The following is a 13,864-nucleotide window of genomic DNA, read 5'->3' as shown; positions in this document are numbered from 1 at the left end:
ACCCCACCGGCACCGGTACCGGTGCCGGGAAACTTCACACCACCAGCGCCACCCTGACCCAACAAGTCGGACGGCACGCGAGACACAGGAGCGGTCGGGACGGACCGGCTCGGCAACGACCCTGACGGGGCCGAGCCGTTCGGCAGCGCTCCGTTGGGCAGTGGTGTCACCAGTCCGGCTCCGCCCGCGGCGGCACCTGTCGTCGGTGAGATTTCGCCTGTGCCAGGTGGTTCGGTGCCCTGTCCGGACCACGGTTCGACGTTGCGTGACACGAGTCCGGAGGCGTCGGAGCGTTGCTCGTCCTTCGGTGCGCCACCGGCTCCAGGTGCCATCGGCATGAAGGGCATCCCCGCACCACCGACAGGCGCCTTAGCTGACGGCCCACCCGAGCCCGAGCCCGCGCCCGCGCCGGGAGTGCCCATCAGCGACACCCCACCGGCACCGGTGCCGGTGCCGGGCAGCCTGAGGCCGCCGGCGCCACCTTGGTTCAGCAGGTCAGACGGCATACGGGAAACAGGGACGGTCGGGGCAGACCCGTTCGGCACAGAGCCATTTGGCAACGACACGTTCGGCACGGAGCGCCCTGGCACCGATCCGTTCGGCAACGCCCCGCTGGGCAGTGGCGTCACCAGTCCAGCCCCGCCCGCGGCAGCACCCGTAGTCGGCGAGATTTCACCTGTACCCGGGGGTTCAACGCCCTGTCCGGACCACGGTTCGACATTGCGTGACACGAGCCCGGAGGCATCGGACCGCTGATCGTCCTTCGGTGCGCCACCGGCTCCGGGGGCCATCGGCATGAATGGCATTCCCGCGCCACCGCCAGGCGCCTTAGCTGACGGCACACCCGAGCCCGAGCCCGCGCCGCCGGGAGTGCCCATCAGCGACACCCCACCGGCGCCGGTACCAGAGCCGGTGCCGGGCAACTTCACACCACCAGCGCCACCCTGACCCAACAAGTCGGACGGCACGCGCGACACAGGAACACTCGGAGTAGACCCGTTCGGCAACGCCGTCTTGCTCGTAGGCGGATTCGACGAGAGGGAGACGGGGTTGATGCCCGTGCGGCCGCCACCGGCGCCGGTCGGCAAGGTCACGCCACCCGCGCCGACCGTTGACGTGTTGGGCGGCGTGGCCCCGTTGCCCCTGCTGTTCAACAAGTCCGACGGCATCGGCGTCGGAGAGCCGAGTTCGGGCGCCGTACCCCCACCGGCAGCGCTCTTGCGCTGGTTCGCCGAGTTGGTCCGCAACGGCAGCACAGGGCTGACGGGGCTGACTGGGCCCGTCGTCGGCGAGGTACCGCCGCCACCGGCGGGAGGGTTGGAGGCGAGAGAAACGGGGTTGATGGTGCTCGTGTCGGGTGGCGTGCTCCCGTTGCCGCCGCTGTTCAGCAAACTCGACGGCATCCGCGACGGAGTACCGACAGTCGGCGGCGCCGTGGAGTTCGGGCTCTTGGCGCTCGGCGCCGTCGGCAACGTGCTGTTGGGCACAGAACCCGGATTGAGGGCCGCGTGCATCGCGGGATTCAGTTTCCCGGGGTTCAGCTGCGTAGGGGCCGGTGTGGATGACCGCGTGGTCGACGGTGTGGTCGACGGCAGTGGTGAGTTCACCGGTGCCGAAGCCAACTTCGTCGGCTTGATCGGCGTGTTGCTCGGCAACGTCATCCGCGTGGGAGTCGGCACGGGCGCGTTTGTCGGGGAGTTCACCCGTGTATTCGCAGGGCCGGTCACCGGTGCCGAAGTGAACTTGGTCGGCGTGACCGGCGCGTTCGTCGGCAAGGTGATCGGCGTAGGGGTCGGCACCGGCACATTCACCGGTGAGTTCGCAGGCAAGTTCCCCTGCGGACTGGGCGTAAGCACCGGCGAGTTCACGGGCGAACTGACCGGAGTCTTCACCGGCGTTGTCACGGGCGGCGTGTTCGGCAGCGTGATGCGCGAGGGCGTGGACGTTCTCTGCGGCCCGGGTCCCAGGGTGATGGGCGTGGTGGAGACGGTGGGGAGGGTGCGCGCCCCGACGGTGCTCGGAGGTGGCGCGGTCTTGGTCTGCGGCGGTTTGCCCGTACCCGGCGGCTTCGGGAGATTCGGGTTGGTACCGCTCAGCGGAGACGTGATGTTCGTCGTGGAGACCTGATTCAGGGTGCGCGTCTCGGCGGAGTACTGCCCGGCGAGCGTGTGCAGCACCTTGCGCATGTCGTCCGTCATCATCTTGACGATCTCCGGGCTCTTGCTGACCGGTATGAGCCCGTTCTTCATCGGCTTGATGCCGATGATCTGCGCCTGCTGCGCGTACCACTGGTCAATCGTGACGATGTTCGCCTGGGCCACCGCGAGGTTGTTACCGGCGTCGACGAGAGTCTGCGCGACCGATGCGCTCATACTCCCCCCGGAGAGCGCATTGGCACTGGAGGCCACCTGCTTGGAGAAGGTCTCCATCATGGTCATGAAGGAATCCGCCGCAGTGCCCTGCCACGGCGAGTCCGTGTTGCCGGCCAGCGCTTTGGCCTGCGCGACGAGGTTCTCCGACACCATCTGCAGGACTTCTTGCACGAACTGGAACGCGTTACCGGCGTCGTAGAGGCTCTGCGGGGTGGCCACGCTGTGCGCCCGGTCCTGCTCCTGACCGGACGCCAGGTTGGAAGCGCCGACGATGACGGCCTCGATCTGCTTCCAGTCCCAGGTGTCGTAGTCGTTCGGCGACCCCATGACGGAGTTGTTGCCGAAGATACCGGCCTTGTTGTCCGCCTGCGTGGTGTTGCCGGAGTTGTAGTCCTTCTTTGTTGCCATGACATCGACGCTCTCGTTCGTGCCTGTATGGGCAAACGCCTAAAGCGGCGTCAGGTCCAGGGACACCTGACGCCGCCACAGGCAGCCGTATAGCTTGTTCTCATCCGCCGGTACCGAGCTTGGTGAAATCGCTCTGAGCGGACTGCATCGCCTTGTTCAGATCCTCGGCCGTCATCTTGGCCTCTTCTTCGGTGGTCTTGTACTTCGCACTCAGCTGGCGCATGCCGGTGCTGATGTCTGCCAGACCCTGACCGAGATCGTGGAGAATCTTGAGGTATGTGTTCTGGAGCCCCGTGTCGCCGTTGGCGCCGCAGGAGACCTGCCGGAGCATATAGGCGTCGTAGAAGGCTCCGGGATTGACCCGCTGGAGCTCCATGAGCTTCTGGTACGCCTGCTTCACCGGATCCGCGAGCTTGTCCATGTTCTCGGCGAAGAGTTCCATGGACGGCGTGTCGACCGAGGTCCTGCGCCCGTTGCCCGAACCACCCGGAACCGGCGGCGGCGTGGGGTCGTGCGTCTCAGGTCCGGACCGTGTGTGCGGCGCGTGGAACGTCGTCGGGTCCCACTCCTTGGGAGGAGGGGGCGGCGGCTTCTTCTCCCTGGGTTCCCAGTTCAGCGAATGTGTATCCGGCATCAGCGGTTCCAGATGTTGACGCCGGACCTCTCGCCATCGGCGTACTGGCCGATGATCTGGGTCAGCGAGTTCTGGGCGTTGGCGGCCTGCACGGTCATGTCGTTGGCGGCCGTGGCCCAGACGCTGCGCTGGCTGTCGAACAGGTCGCGCGCGCCGCTCTCCCACTCAGTGATGGCCTGCATCGTGCCGCTCTGCAGTTCCTCCAGGAAGTCGTTGATCTGCTTGGAAATCCGGCTCATTTCCGTGACCGCGGACTCGAGGCCGTCAAACTGAAGACTGTAATCTGCCATGTTCTTCTCCTGGCTGTGAAAACCGGCTGTGAAAGCTGGCTGTGAGAGCTGACTGAAAGGGGACTTACTAGAATCCGGGGAGCGTCGGGGTGGTGATCCCGGCGGCGGCCTGCTGGGCCTTCTGGATGGTCTCCTCGTTCGTCTGCGTCAGGATGCTGGTGTTCTGGCTCAGGGCGTTCTCCATGCCGTTGAGCACCGTGATCACCTTGTTGAAGTCGACGAGCCAGTTCTGCAGCGCCCGGTCGAATGCCATGAACGCCTGGCCGGTCCACACGGACTGAATGTTGCCGACCGTCGTGGCCATCGCCTTGTACTGGCCGTCGAAGTTGGCGACGCCGTTCGAGAAGACGTTGATGGCCTTCTGAAGTCCAGCAAGGTCGACCTGTGTCATATTGCCCGCCATCGAGGCCTCCAGTTCTTGGTGCGGGTTCCTTCTGAACCGCCTGGTCATACCTTCTCGAATGGCGGGGGCCAAAGGAACCGCATTCGCTCTCCCTTGCCCCGTCCACCAGCGATCGTTGCCCCGACGACTCCCGTCAGGCCCCCGCGCCCGCCTCCGCCAGGGCCGGACTGCCCTCTTCAGGAGGCACCTGACCTGCGCCTGCGCCTGCGTCGGCGGTGCCGGTGCTTGTGTCGGTGTCGGCGTCCGTCCGGGCGGCCGGCCGGATCGCGGGGGAGTCGGCGGCGGCCAGACGTTCGGCGAACCGGTGCGCCCCGTACGCGCCCGCCGGGGGCGGAGACTCGGTGAAGTGCTCGGCGAGCGAGTTGCGCACCGGGGCGTCGACGGTGAATCCACGTGCCGTCAGATAACGCCACGACAGCTCGGCCAGCTCCGCTCCCGAATAGTCGGCGAACGGCAGGTACTCGGCGAAGCAGGAGGCCAGTTCGGAGCCCGGGCGCGCGTTCAGGGCCTCCGCCAGCAGTGCCTCCTCGCCGCACAGCACCAGCGCCACCTCGCCGTTGCCGTCCGCTGCCGCCCGCAGCGCGCTCATCACGGCAGCGCGCTCCGACTCCGGGCGGGTCTGGAAGGCCTGGTCGAGTTCGAGCAGCAGCAGGCCGCCGGCGGCCTCGTCGAAGACGGCGGCGGCGAACGTCTCGGCCTGCTCCCGCCAACCCGCCGGGAACTCGGAGAGGGCCTGCCGGTGCACCGCGCCGGTCTCCAGCAGCCCGTACTCGGCGAGGCACCGCGCGTACAGCCCGGCCACCGCCCCGCGGCCGCTGCCCTCCTTGCCCGCGAACACGAGGTTCATCAGCCCCGCGACCGGCTGACGCTGCCGGCGCAGCTCCGTGAGCCCGGCGAGCCGTTCGAGGAGCGAGGTGCGGACCGCCTCCAGCCCGACCAGGTTCGCGATGCGCCGGCTGCTGCGCGGCTCCTGCGGCTGCCGGTTGTCCCCGCCACCGGAAGCGGCGGGCTCCAACCCGGGCGGCTTCTCCACGTCGTCCGCCGTCAGACGCGTGAACTCCGAGTCCGCGGTGGGCGGATGAGTGGCCAGCCGGGATGCCTGACGGTTGATCATCGACTCGAACAACTGGCGGGCCACCCGGCCGTTGCCGAATGTCGGCCCCTTCGGGGTCCGTTCGAAGTAGGTGGTGAGGGCCTCCAGCGCGGAATCGGTGAGCTCGTAGTAGTGCTTGCCGCACAGGCCCCGGACGATCGTCACCAGCTCGTCCACCGAGTAGTTGGGGAACTCGACGGTGCGGGAGAAACGTGACGCCATGCCGGGGTTGGAGGACAGGAACTGGTCCATCTGCTCGGAGTAGCCCGCGACGATGACCACGATCTCGTCGCGGTGGTCCTCCATGAGCTTCATGAGGGTCTCGACGGCCTCCTGACCGAAGTCGGGGCCGCTTCCCTTGGCCTGGCTGGTCAGGGTGTAGGCCTCGTCGATGAAGAGCACACCGCCGATCGCCTTGGTGACGACCTCCGTGGTCTTGATGGCCGTGGCGCCGATGTACTGCGCGACGAGGTCGGCGCGCGCGACCTCCACGATGTGGCCCTTGCTGAGGATGCCCAGTTCGGCGAGGACCGCGCCGTAGAGCCGGGCCACGGTGGTCTTGCCGGTGCCCGGTGGGCCGGCGAACACCAGGTGCCGGCTCATCGGAGGCATGGGCAGTCCCATCTCCTCCCGGCGCTGGGCCATCTTGTTGAGGTTGATGAGGCTGGTGACCTCGTGCTTGACGCTCTCCAGCCCGACCAGCGCGTCGAGTTCGGCGAGCGGTCCGGTGCCGGTGTGCTGAGCGGTCTCCGACGCTTCGGACCGTTCGGCGCCGTCCTCCTGCCGCTGCCGCCCCTTCGACGCGGCCCGCCCGGACTTGTCCTGCCGGTCGCCGCCGGTCAGGTTGCCGGCCGAGAACTGAGGGTTGTCCCGGAGCTGGTGGACCTGCAGGCCGCCGTTGTCGCGCACTTCGCAGTCACGGACGCTGACCGGCTCCTCGGTGTTGGTGCGTACGCCGTCCCCGGCGTTGTCGAAGATCACGCAGTTGCTGACCTCGGCCCGCGCGGTCGCCTGGATGTTGACGCCGTGCCCGCGGGCGCTGTGCACCCGGCACCCGATGGCCGTGACCGATCCGCCACCGGTCACCCGGATCGCGTCGGTTCCGGAGCCGGCGATCTCGCTGTCCCGCACGGTGAGCGCGGAGTCCTTCCCGACGAGGACCTCGCAGCCCTGGAGCCGGGCGGACACCACCTCAGCCTCGGCCCCGTCGGTCAGCGAGAACCCACAGCCGCCTGCGGTGCGCAGGCGCAGTTCCTGGAACCTGCCGGTGCCCTTCTCGGTCAGCTCCACCGCGTTCGCCCGGTCCGTGGCGATCTCGCTGTCCCGCACCATGACCTTGGCGCCGCCCGCCACCCGCAGCCCGATGCCGGCACCCTCCGCCACCGTCAGCTGTTCCGCCTCGACGGCGGCGCCCTCCGCGACGAGCACGGCCGCCTGGGCCGCCTCGCGTACGGCCAGCTGCTTGAGGGCGACCGTGCTGCCGCCCTCCACGCTCACACCCACCGACGCCCGCGTGATCTCGCAGTTCTCCAGCCGGGGCCGCGACTTCCCGGTGATCCGGACGGCGGTTCCGCCCGGGGCGGAGACGCCGCACCCCTTGAGCAGCGGGGCCGAACCGCCGGCGATGTGCACCGACTCCGCGCCGGCACCGGAGAACCGGCAGCCGGTGAGGGTGATCCGGCCCTTGCCGGTGAGGTACGCGTCCACGCTCGCGCTCTCGGTCACGGTGACGCCCGACACGGTCGCCGCGCCGTTCTGCTCGACGACCAGCGCCGGCTTGCCGCTTGCGGTGATCGCCGTGTCCTTGACCTCCGCGCGCCCGTTGCCGTTGACGCAGATGCCGTTGCCGCCCGCCCGGTCGATGACGCTCTCCCGGACCGCCAGCCGCCCGCCCTCGGCGACCACGATCGCGGACGAGGTGGTCTCCTGCACGACGGTCTTCTCGACCGTGTTGCCACCGGGCGAGGTCACCACGATGCCGGCGCCCTGCGCCTCGTCGATCCGGCAGTCGCGTGCCACCAGCGTTCCCTGATGCCACGCCAGGATCGCCGTCCACCCCGCACCGGTGATCCGGCAGGCGTCGAGTGCGGCCTCGCCGCGCCGGATCTCCACGGCGGCCGTGTCGTCGTCCCCGCCGGAGATCGTCAGACCGGAGAGCTGCACCGCCTCGGCGTCGACGACGACGGCGCTGCCCGAGCCCACATGGATCCGCACGTCGCCCCCGCCGCTCGCGGCGGAGATGGTCACCATGCGCGTGATGACCAGGGGTTCCTCGTACGTCCCCGCGGCCACGGTGATCACCGCGCCGTCCGAAGCGGCGCGCAGTGCCTCGCCTATGGACTGGTAGGCGCCGGGACGGTCTCGGGAGACCAGCAGGACCTGCCTCGTCATGGCGTCGTTCCCTTTCTGGGTGGTGCGGTGCCGGCGCCACGGCCGGTCACGATCAGCCCCGGTGGATTGCGGAGGGAGCCGAGGGCCGTCGCCGGGAGCCGTACGACGGGCTTGGCGTCCCGCCACTCGGTGCCGGCCTGCTCCAGCCCGGCCATCGCGAGGTCGTCCAGCGGGAGCCGCCGGATGTCGACGCTCCCGTCCGCGCCGATCTCAGGGCCCGTCAGCTCCCGCAGCAACAGCACGCGCCGTTCCTCGTCGCGCACCCCGAGCACCTTGAAACTGGTGCCGGGCAGGTAGAGCACACGGTCGGGAACGGTCGGGTCCAGCAGGGCGGTTCGGCGGGCGGTCATCGACCAGATCAGTACGTCGACGTCGCCGGCCATCTCGGGATGCGCGGCGGTCAGCGCGGAGCAGAATGCCCACTCGGTGACAAGCCGGCGCTTGCCGTACCACTGCCACTCCGCCTCGCTCAACGTGGTGCGCAGCAGTGTGGCTCCGCGATAGGACGGCAGTCGGCGCAGCCCCGAGGCCACGCAGCGGGCCAGCGGCACATGGGGGCCGACGGTCGCGCCGCGCACCGCGCTGTCGATCCGGTCGGTTCCTCCCGCCAGATACAGCCGGACCGCGACCAGGTCGGTGACCACGTCATCGGCCGACTGCTTGGAACCACCGCGCAGCCCGGGGGACTCGGACAGCACCCGCGCCACGTGGTTCGCGGCGGAGTCGTACTGCTCCTTCAACGTCCGCCGCAGCCAGGTGCGTTCCTGCTCGATGCCGCGCTCCGGGGGTACGGCGCAGGCATCGGGTGCGGGCACGGGCTGCATGCGTACGGCCGGACGCTGAGCCCTGGGTCGCGCCGCGGGCGTGGGGGTCGGCGCGGGAGCAGGCGTTCCCGGGGGAGCGGGGGCCGCTGCCGGGCCCGGAGGCGGGGTCGAAGTCCGGGCCGACGTGGGGGCGGCCGCCGGAGGAGGCGCCGGGGAGGGCGTGGCCGCCGGCTGCGGAGCCGGGTCTGCCACGGGCCCCGGATCCACGGTGCCGGCACCGGCGGGCGCGGCCTCGGCCGATTCGGCGGACGCGGCCCCAGGAGGCGGGGCCGACTCCAGCCGAAGCGACCGCGGGCGTAGGGGAGCGGGCGCGGGCATGGACGCCTGCGCCTGCCGCCCGCCGGACGCGGCCGGACCGACGGGAGCCGCAGCATCGGGAGCCACGACTGCGGAGGTGGCAGGCGCGGCCCCGGACTCGCCGACACCGGGCACCGGCGTGGCCTCCAACACCTCGGCCGCAGAACCGGATCGGCCCACCGCAGGCTCCGGCGCCGAGCCCTCTGACCCTGACGCACCGACGACAGGCGCCGGGCCGGGACCGGGCACGCCACTTGCGGTGCTGGGCACTCCGCCTTCGGTTCCGGGCACGCTGGCGTCGGCTCCAGGCACGCCACTTGCGGTCCTGGACACTCCGCCTTCGGCCCCCGGCACACCGCCGTCGGCTCCAGGCACGCCTCCTTGGGTTCCGGGCACTCCGCTTTCCGCCCCGGGCATCACGCCATTGGCCCCGGGCACACCACCGGTTGCGGGGCCGCGAACATCGACACCTGCGGGCGTGGACACTCCGTTACCGGCCCCGGGCGCACCGCTCGCGGTCCCAGGCATCTCAGCTGACAGCCCAGGGACGTCACTTGCGGGCGTGGACGCCCCACCATCGGCGCCGGGCACGCCACTTGTCGTCCCAGGTATCCCGGTTGCCGGACCTGGCACGGCACCAGCAGGCCCGGACACCCCACCTTCAGCCCCAGGAAACCCACCGGCAGGACCGATCCGGCCCGACGTAGAAGCCACTGCCTCGGCAGCAGACCCGTGCTCGCCCACCACAGCCCCCGGTGCCTGCGCCGCGGGCCCGGTCCGGTCCGCCGCAGGCCGCGACGCCGTCTCCTGAACTCCGCTCGCACCTCCGCGTTCGCCCGCCGCAGGCCGCGCCGCACCCGGCACCTCGGTCGCAGGCCCAGGTTCACCAACCCCAGATGCCGACGCGTCCGACACCCCGCTTCCAGGCACAGGTGCACGCACGCCGGCCACCTGCGCAGGCTCGCCGGCCAAGGACACCGGCCCCGGCCCCGCCACCCCAGCCGCAACCCCGGGCGCGCCCGCCCCACCCCTGGGGGAGGGCGCCGCGCCGGAGTTCTTCTCGGCTGTGTGCTGCGGGGCGGGCAGTACTCGGCAGGTTTCGGCGAGTGTCGGATCGAGCTTCCGCCGGACCTCCTCGGCCAGCGTCCGCATCCGCTCCGCGGACTCCGGCGTGCCCGCGTCGAAGTGGATGACCGTCACGCCCGGGTCGGCCGGGACGCGGTGCACCGCCGGGGCGTCGGACGCAGCCGCAGGCGGCCGTAGCCACAGTCCGCTCTGGGTGACCTCCAGCACGGCGTCGGGCGCGTACTCGTACACGCCCGAGGAGACCTCCGGCAAGCCGTCCGCCGGGCGGCGGCGGCCGCGCAGCTCGGGCGGCGGCGCCGCGGAGCCGGGGGCGACCGCGGGCCGGTAGACCAGCTCGCGGACGAAGGCGGGCGGGCCGGGCGTACCGTCGGTGGTCAGTACGCGGATCTGCGCACCGTCGGTGCCCGGCTCGCCGACCGTCGGCAGCCCGGCGTAGACGGTGACCTGCTGGCCGAACCGGTCGGCCAGTACCTGACCGAGCGCGCTGCCCTTCGGCACGGCCACCGGCCCGTAGGCGGTGAAGCGCACCAGCGGACGGGCGGCCGGTGTGACGCGTCCCCAGAACCGCTCGATGTCCTCCAGCGAAAGGTTCGCGCCACCGGGGCAGCCGAGCACCACGACGAGCCGGTCTGACTGGCAGAGCAGGGAGGCCGCCAGCCGGCGGCGATGGACGTCCTGCTCGCTTGCGGGCTGGTCCGTCCGCCTGACCCAGACGCCGCCGGGCACGGGTTCGGCCGTACCGTTGGCGCTGGTCGCGAAGGAGCCCTCCGGCACGGCGTGATCCCACTTCGGCACGGGGAACCGGCGCGACACCTGGAGGGTGTGCTTGGGCCGCCCGAGCCGAGCCCAGGTGGACGAGCGACGCGGCTGGAAGCCCAGCCAGCCCGAACCGGCGGCCTCCGGCACGAACAGCACGCCCCCGGCGGCGGGGAGCACCCAGCCGTCCGGGGTGAGCACGGTCCGTTCGAGCCGGTCGGCCAGGAGCTGACCGGCCGTCATGGCGGTCTCGCGGCTCGGCCGGCCGATGATCACCCGGAAGGAACGCCCTCGGCGCTTGAGCAGACTGGCCACCGACTCCCAGTCCTCGGCCGGCGGATCCTCCGGGAGGTCGACGACGACGAGCGTGTGTTCCGGGTCGTGGGCCAGTCCGCCGGCGAAGGCGTGCAGCTGAGGGTTGATCTTCCCCGCGGGATGGACCAGCAGCGCACCGCCGATGCTCCGGCACTCCAGAGCGGCACGGCTTGAGCCGCGCGAACCGCGATCGAGTTGCACCATGTCCCGCCCCCTAACCGGCACGTGCCGAGACGGCGGTCTTGGCTGTGGTGGTGTCCAGCGTCGGACCGGTGGGTGCCAGATCGAGCAGTTGGCGGGGCAGCGTCCGCACCTTGGCCTGGCCGTATCCGAGCGCCGCGAGCGCGTCGGTGTTGGCGAACGGGTACTTCTTGCCGCTGTCGGTGATCAGGTAGAGCCGCGATGTGGCGTCGGGCGCCTGCGCGGACTCCGCCGCGACGAGCAGGCCCTTGGCCGGCGGCACGAACAGACCGGAGGGTCGCGGCCCGGCGGCGATGGGCTCGGTCACGACCGTGCCGCCCTTGGAGCTGCCGGCCTTCTGCAGCACGCACAGCGCCGAGCCGGCAGGGTTGAACGCCGGGCCGGAGAGCAGGTCCGGCACCGCGGTCAGCAGGGAGCGGTCCTGTGAGGCGGGGGCGGCCGCGATGTCGGCCGTGGTCACCTGCCTCGGCGCGGAGGCACCGGGTACGGCGCTGAGCAGGGCGAACTCGGTGCGGTTGATCGGGGCCAGGCCGTCGGCACGCAGGACGTACATCTCGCGTGAGCCGGCGGCTGTCGTCTCGAACAACTGCCCCACCTTCGCGGACTCGCCGGCCACCGAGGAGCCCGCGGAGCCCGCCTCCGGGATGCGCGGCGCGGTCAGCTTCCCGCCGGACGGCAGCTGGGCCAGCCAGGCCGAGGAGACCCGGACGGTCTCCTGGGCCACCATGCCGAGCGCGACCAGTTCGGCGCGGGACAGCTTGTACGCCCGGCTGTTCCACACGAGGTACGTGGTGCGGTCCGGCCCGGAGAGCAGGATCCGCTGGTTGCGCGGGACGGGGGTGGAGCGGCCCGCGGGGTCGAGGTCCACCAGCGTCTTCGCGCTGCCCGGTGGCAGGCACACCGCGCGGTCTCCGGAGAGCAGGTCGGTGGCAGGAGGCACGTCATCGGGCGCGCCGACGATGCCGAGCTGCGGGCCGCGCCGCACCTCCGCCAGGGTGTCGCGTGCGACGGAGACGGTCTTGGCACGGGCTCCGGCGACCAGCAGCGCGGAGGCGTAGTTGGCCATGGGGTACAGCTGCTGGTCGAGGAGGAGGTACCGGTTGCCGGTCTCCTCCTCCACGATGATCGACCCCGGATTGCGCCATGCCGTGCTCTCCTTGGGGCTGATCAGGCCGTAGACCCCGAAGCCCGCGGCGAGCAGGACGGCGACCAGCGCGCCGAACTGCATGCCGAGGTTTCCCCGCCGCATGGGGACCTCGACGGGGCCCGGATCACCGGCCAGCAAGGCCGACACAAGCCGGCCGACGGCGAACCGGTGGGCCTGGACGTGATCGCGTCGGTTCTGCACCGCAGCCCCCTCAGCCGGCCAGCGAGCGGAAGTACGCGTACACGTTGAGGACCTGCAGCAGCAGCGGGATGAGGGCGAGCGCCGTGAGGCCCTCGAAGATCTCCCCGAGGCGTCCCCAGATGGGCCGCAGCCGCGCCCCGGGCAGTCGCCAGGCGCCGGTCAGCAGCAGAGCGGCGACGGCGAACAGCCCGATCATGGTTCCGGCCTGCACGACCGGGCCGGCGTGGAGGGTGAGGGACAGCACGACCAGGATCGCGCCGAGCGCGCCGGCGATCACCAGGGCGATGCGCTGCGAGGCGTTGCCCACCGCGCGGGCACGCAGCAGCACCGCCGGGCTGAATACCGCGGCGAAGACCCAGCCCGACCAGTTCGGGGCCTGGACCAGCAGGGCGGAGGCCACGATGAAGACCGCGGCGGAGGAGAGGAAGAAGACGCTGAGGTAGCCGTCCGCAGCCGCGGCCCGGCGGTTGACCAGGGGTTCGGGCAGCGGGTCGATGCCCTGCTGCAGTTCCTCGGCGTTGTGCGGGAGTTCCACGACGCGCAGCCTCGCCGCGAACAGCGCCAGGCGCGGAAGGATTGGGGAGAGCGCGAACAGGGTCGCCGCGAGCACCGCGGCGACCCGGGTGGCGTCCCACCCGAGGACGATCGACAGGAACGAGCCGACCTCCACCGTGCCCGCCAGCATCAGCAGAGTGCCGAAGACCGGGATCGGCACCCTGCCCGTGGCCAGGACCGCGGCGGCCGCCACTCCGGTGAACGTGGCGGTGAGCAGCCCGTCCAGCCGGCCGGGCGCGAACAGCCCGGCGGGTCCGGCCACCGCGGACAGCCCGGCCAGCGCGGCGAACAGGCACGCGCCCAGGCCGGTGATGGTCCCCATGGCCCGGTCTTCCAGGTTCTTGGTGACCAGGCCGCAGCCGACGATCAGGCCCACGGCGAGCAGACCGCAGGTGAGCGTGGTCAGCAGCTGGGGTCCGGTGGCGACGACCATGGCGGCGAGGGACGCCAGCGCCAGGCAGGCCAGGACGAGGCAGAGCCGACGGGTCAACTCCGGCCGCCAGCGGTCGCGTTGGGCGTTGAGCGCGGTGGACACCCCGTCGGCCACGTCGTCGAACCGCAGCTCCGACAGGAGGTCGTCCTTCGGCCGCAGATACAGCACGTCACCGTCGCGCAGGCCGAGGGTCTCCGGGGTGCCGTCCAGGTCTAGCGGGGCCTCGCCGAGGCGCTGCAGCGCCCATCTGCCGCCGAGGTCCTCCTCGTTCACGGACGGTTTCACTACGACGGGCAGGAGTGAGGCCACCGTGGCGGTGACGGGCACCGCGAGATCGGTGCGGCCTTTGGCCGCGCTGACGGTCAGTCGGCAGACGTCGGCGGTCCCCCCGTGCCCGGTACGGGATGGGGACGACGCGGCGGTGCTCATGGTTCTCCTGCGGTGCAAAGACGGGGAAA

The 13,864-nt window shown here is 71.1% G+C and carries 9 protein-coding genes; 2 read left to right on the top strand and 7 right to left on the bottom strand.

The window, feature by feature from the left end; translation table 11 throughout:
- Nucleotides 1-1,053 precede the first annotated feature (1,053 nt).
- Both EHO50_RS11690 and EHO50_RS11685 read left to right on the top strand, forming a co-directional pair.
- Nucleotides 1,054-2,127 carry a hypothetical protein gene (locus EHO50_RS11690; protein WP_128429832.1) on the top strand — a complete coding sequence of 358 codons (1,074 nt, stop codon included), beginning with the start codon at nt 1,054-1,056 and terminating at the stop codon, nt 2,125-2,127.
- Nucleotides 2,128-2,184: 57 nt separating this feature from the next.
- Entirely contained in the window at nt 2,185-2,571 is a 387-nt protein-coding gene (locus EHO50_RS11685) for a hypothetical protein (RefSeq protein WP_128429831.1), read from the top strand.
- Between the two features lie 309 nt (nt 2,572-2,880).
- Here the strand turns inward: EHO50_RS11685 and EHO50_RS11680 are convergent, their stop codons facing one another.
- The 7 genes from EHO50_RS11680 to eccD form a co-directional block, all read right to left on the bottom strand.
- Complete coding sequence (locus EHO50_RS11680) at nt 2,881-3,414, bottom strand: hypothetical protein (RefSeq protein ID WP_128429830.1); 534 nt, start codon at nt 3,412-3,414, stop codon at nt 2,881-2,883.
- The gene (locus EHO50_RS11675; protein ID WP_128429829.1) at nt 3,414-3,704 is read right to left on the bottom strand and encodes a WXG100 family type VII secretion target; all 291 of its coding nucleotides are present in this window, start codon (nt 3,702-3,704) and stop codon (nt 3,414-3,416) included. Before EHO50_RS11675 ends, EHO50_RS11680 begins: the two co-directional genes overlap by 1 nt.
- 67 nt (nt 3,705-3,771) lie before the next feature.
- On the bottom strand, nt 3,772-4,107 hold the full coding sequence (locus EHO50_RS11670; protein ID WP_164904817.1) for a WXG100 family type VII secretion target: 336 nt from the start codon (nt 4,105-4,107) through the stop codon (nt 3,772-3,774).
- Between the two features lie 133 nt (nt 4,108-4,240).
- On the bottom strand, nt 4,241-7,591 hold the full coding sequence (locus EHO50_RS11665; RefSeq protein ID WP_128429827.1) for a right-handed parallel beta-helix repeat-containing protein: 3,351 nt from the start codon (nt 7,589-7,591) through the stop codon (nt 4,241-4,243).
- Nucleotides 7,588-11,073 carry a hypothetical protein gene (locus EHO50_RS11660; protein ID WP_128429826.1) on the bottom strand — a complete coding sequence of 1,162 codons (3,486 nt, stop codon included), beginning with the start codon at nt 11,071-11,073 and terminating at the stop codon, nt 7,588-7,590. Before EHO50_RS11660 ends, EHO50_RS11665 begins: the two co-directional genes overlap by 4 nt.
- A gap of 10 nt (nt 11,074-11,083) precedes the next feature.
- Entirely contained in the window at nt 11,084-12,418 is a 1,335-nt protein-coding gene (gene eccB / locus EHO50_RS11655) for a type VII secretion protein EccB (protein ID WP_128429825.1), read from the bottom strand.
- A 10-nt stretch (nt 12,419-12,428) separates the two neighbouring features.
- Nucleotides 12,429-13,835 (bottom strand): type VII secretion integral membrane protein EccD, encoded by a 1,407-nt coding sequence (gene eccD / locus EHO50_RS11650; protein ID WP_128429824.1) that lies wholly within the window; start codon nt 13,833-13,835, stop codon nt 12,429-12,431.
- Between the last annotated feature and the right edge of the window lie 29 nt (nt 13,836-13,864).

Origin of the sequence: Streptomyces cyaneus (assembly GCF_004028635.1) — a bacterium.
GTDB classification, from domain to species: Bacteria; Actinomycetota; Actinomycetes; order Streptomycetales; family Streptomycetaceae; genus Streptomyces; species Streptomyces cyaneus.
The sequence above is the reverse complement of the archived record's forward strand: the minus strand, read 5'-3'. Positions and strand labels throughout refer to the sequence as shown.

Bases quoted from the DNA above. Each gene is read 5' to 3' on its own strand.
- EHO50_RS11690 (WP_128429832.1), top strand. From the start codon at position 1,054: ATGCCCGTGCGGCCGCCACCGGCGCCGGTCGGCAAGGTCACGCCACCC.
- EHO50_RS11685 (WP_128429831.1), top strand. From the start codon at position 2,185: ATGTCGTCCGTCATCATCTTGACGATCTCCGGGCTCTTGCTGACCGGT.
- EHO50_RS11680 (WP_128429830.1), bottom strand. From the start codon at position 3,414: ATGCCGGATACACATTCGCTGAACTGGGAACCCAGGGAGAAGAAGCCG.
- EHO50_RS11675 (WP_128429829.1), bottom strand. From the start codon at position 3,704: ATGGCAGATTACAGTCTTCAGTTTGACGGCCTCGAGTCCGCGGTCACG.
- EHO50_RS11670 (WP_164904817.1), bottom strand. From the start codon at position 4,107: ATGGCGGGCAATATGACACAGGTCGACCTTGCTGGACTTCAGAAGGCC.
- EHO50_RS11665 (WP_128429827.1), bottom strand. From the start codon at position 7,591: ATGACGAGGCAGGTCCTGCTGGTCTCCCGAGACCGTCCCGGCGCCTAC.
- EHO50_RS11660 (WP_128429826.1), bottom strand. From the start codon at position 11,073: ATGGTGCAACTCGATCGCGGTTCGCGCGGCTCAAGCCGTGCCGCTCTG.
- eccD (WP_128429824.1), bottom strand. From the start codon at position 13,835: ATGAGCACCGCCGCGTCGTCCCCATCCCGTACCGGGCACGGGGGGACC.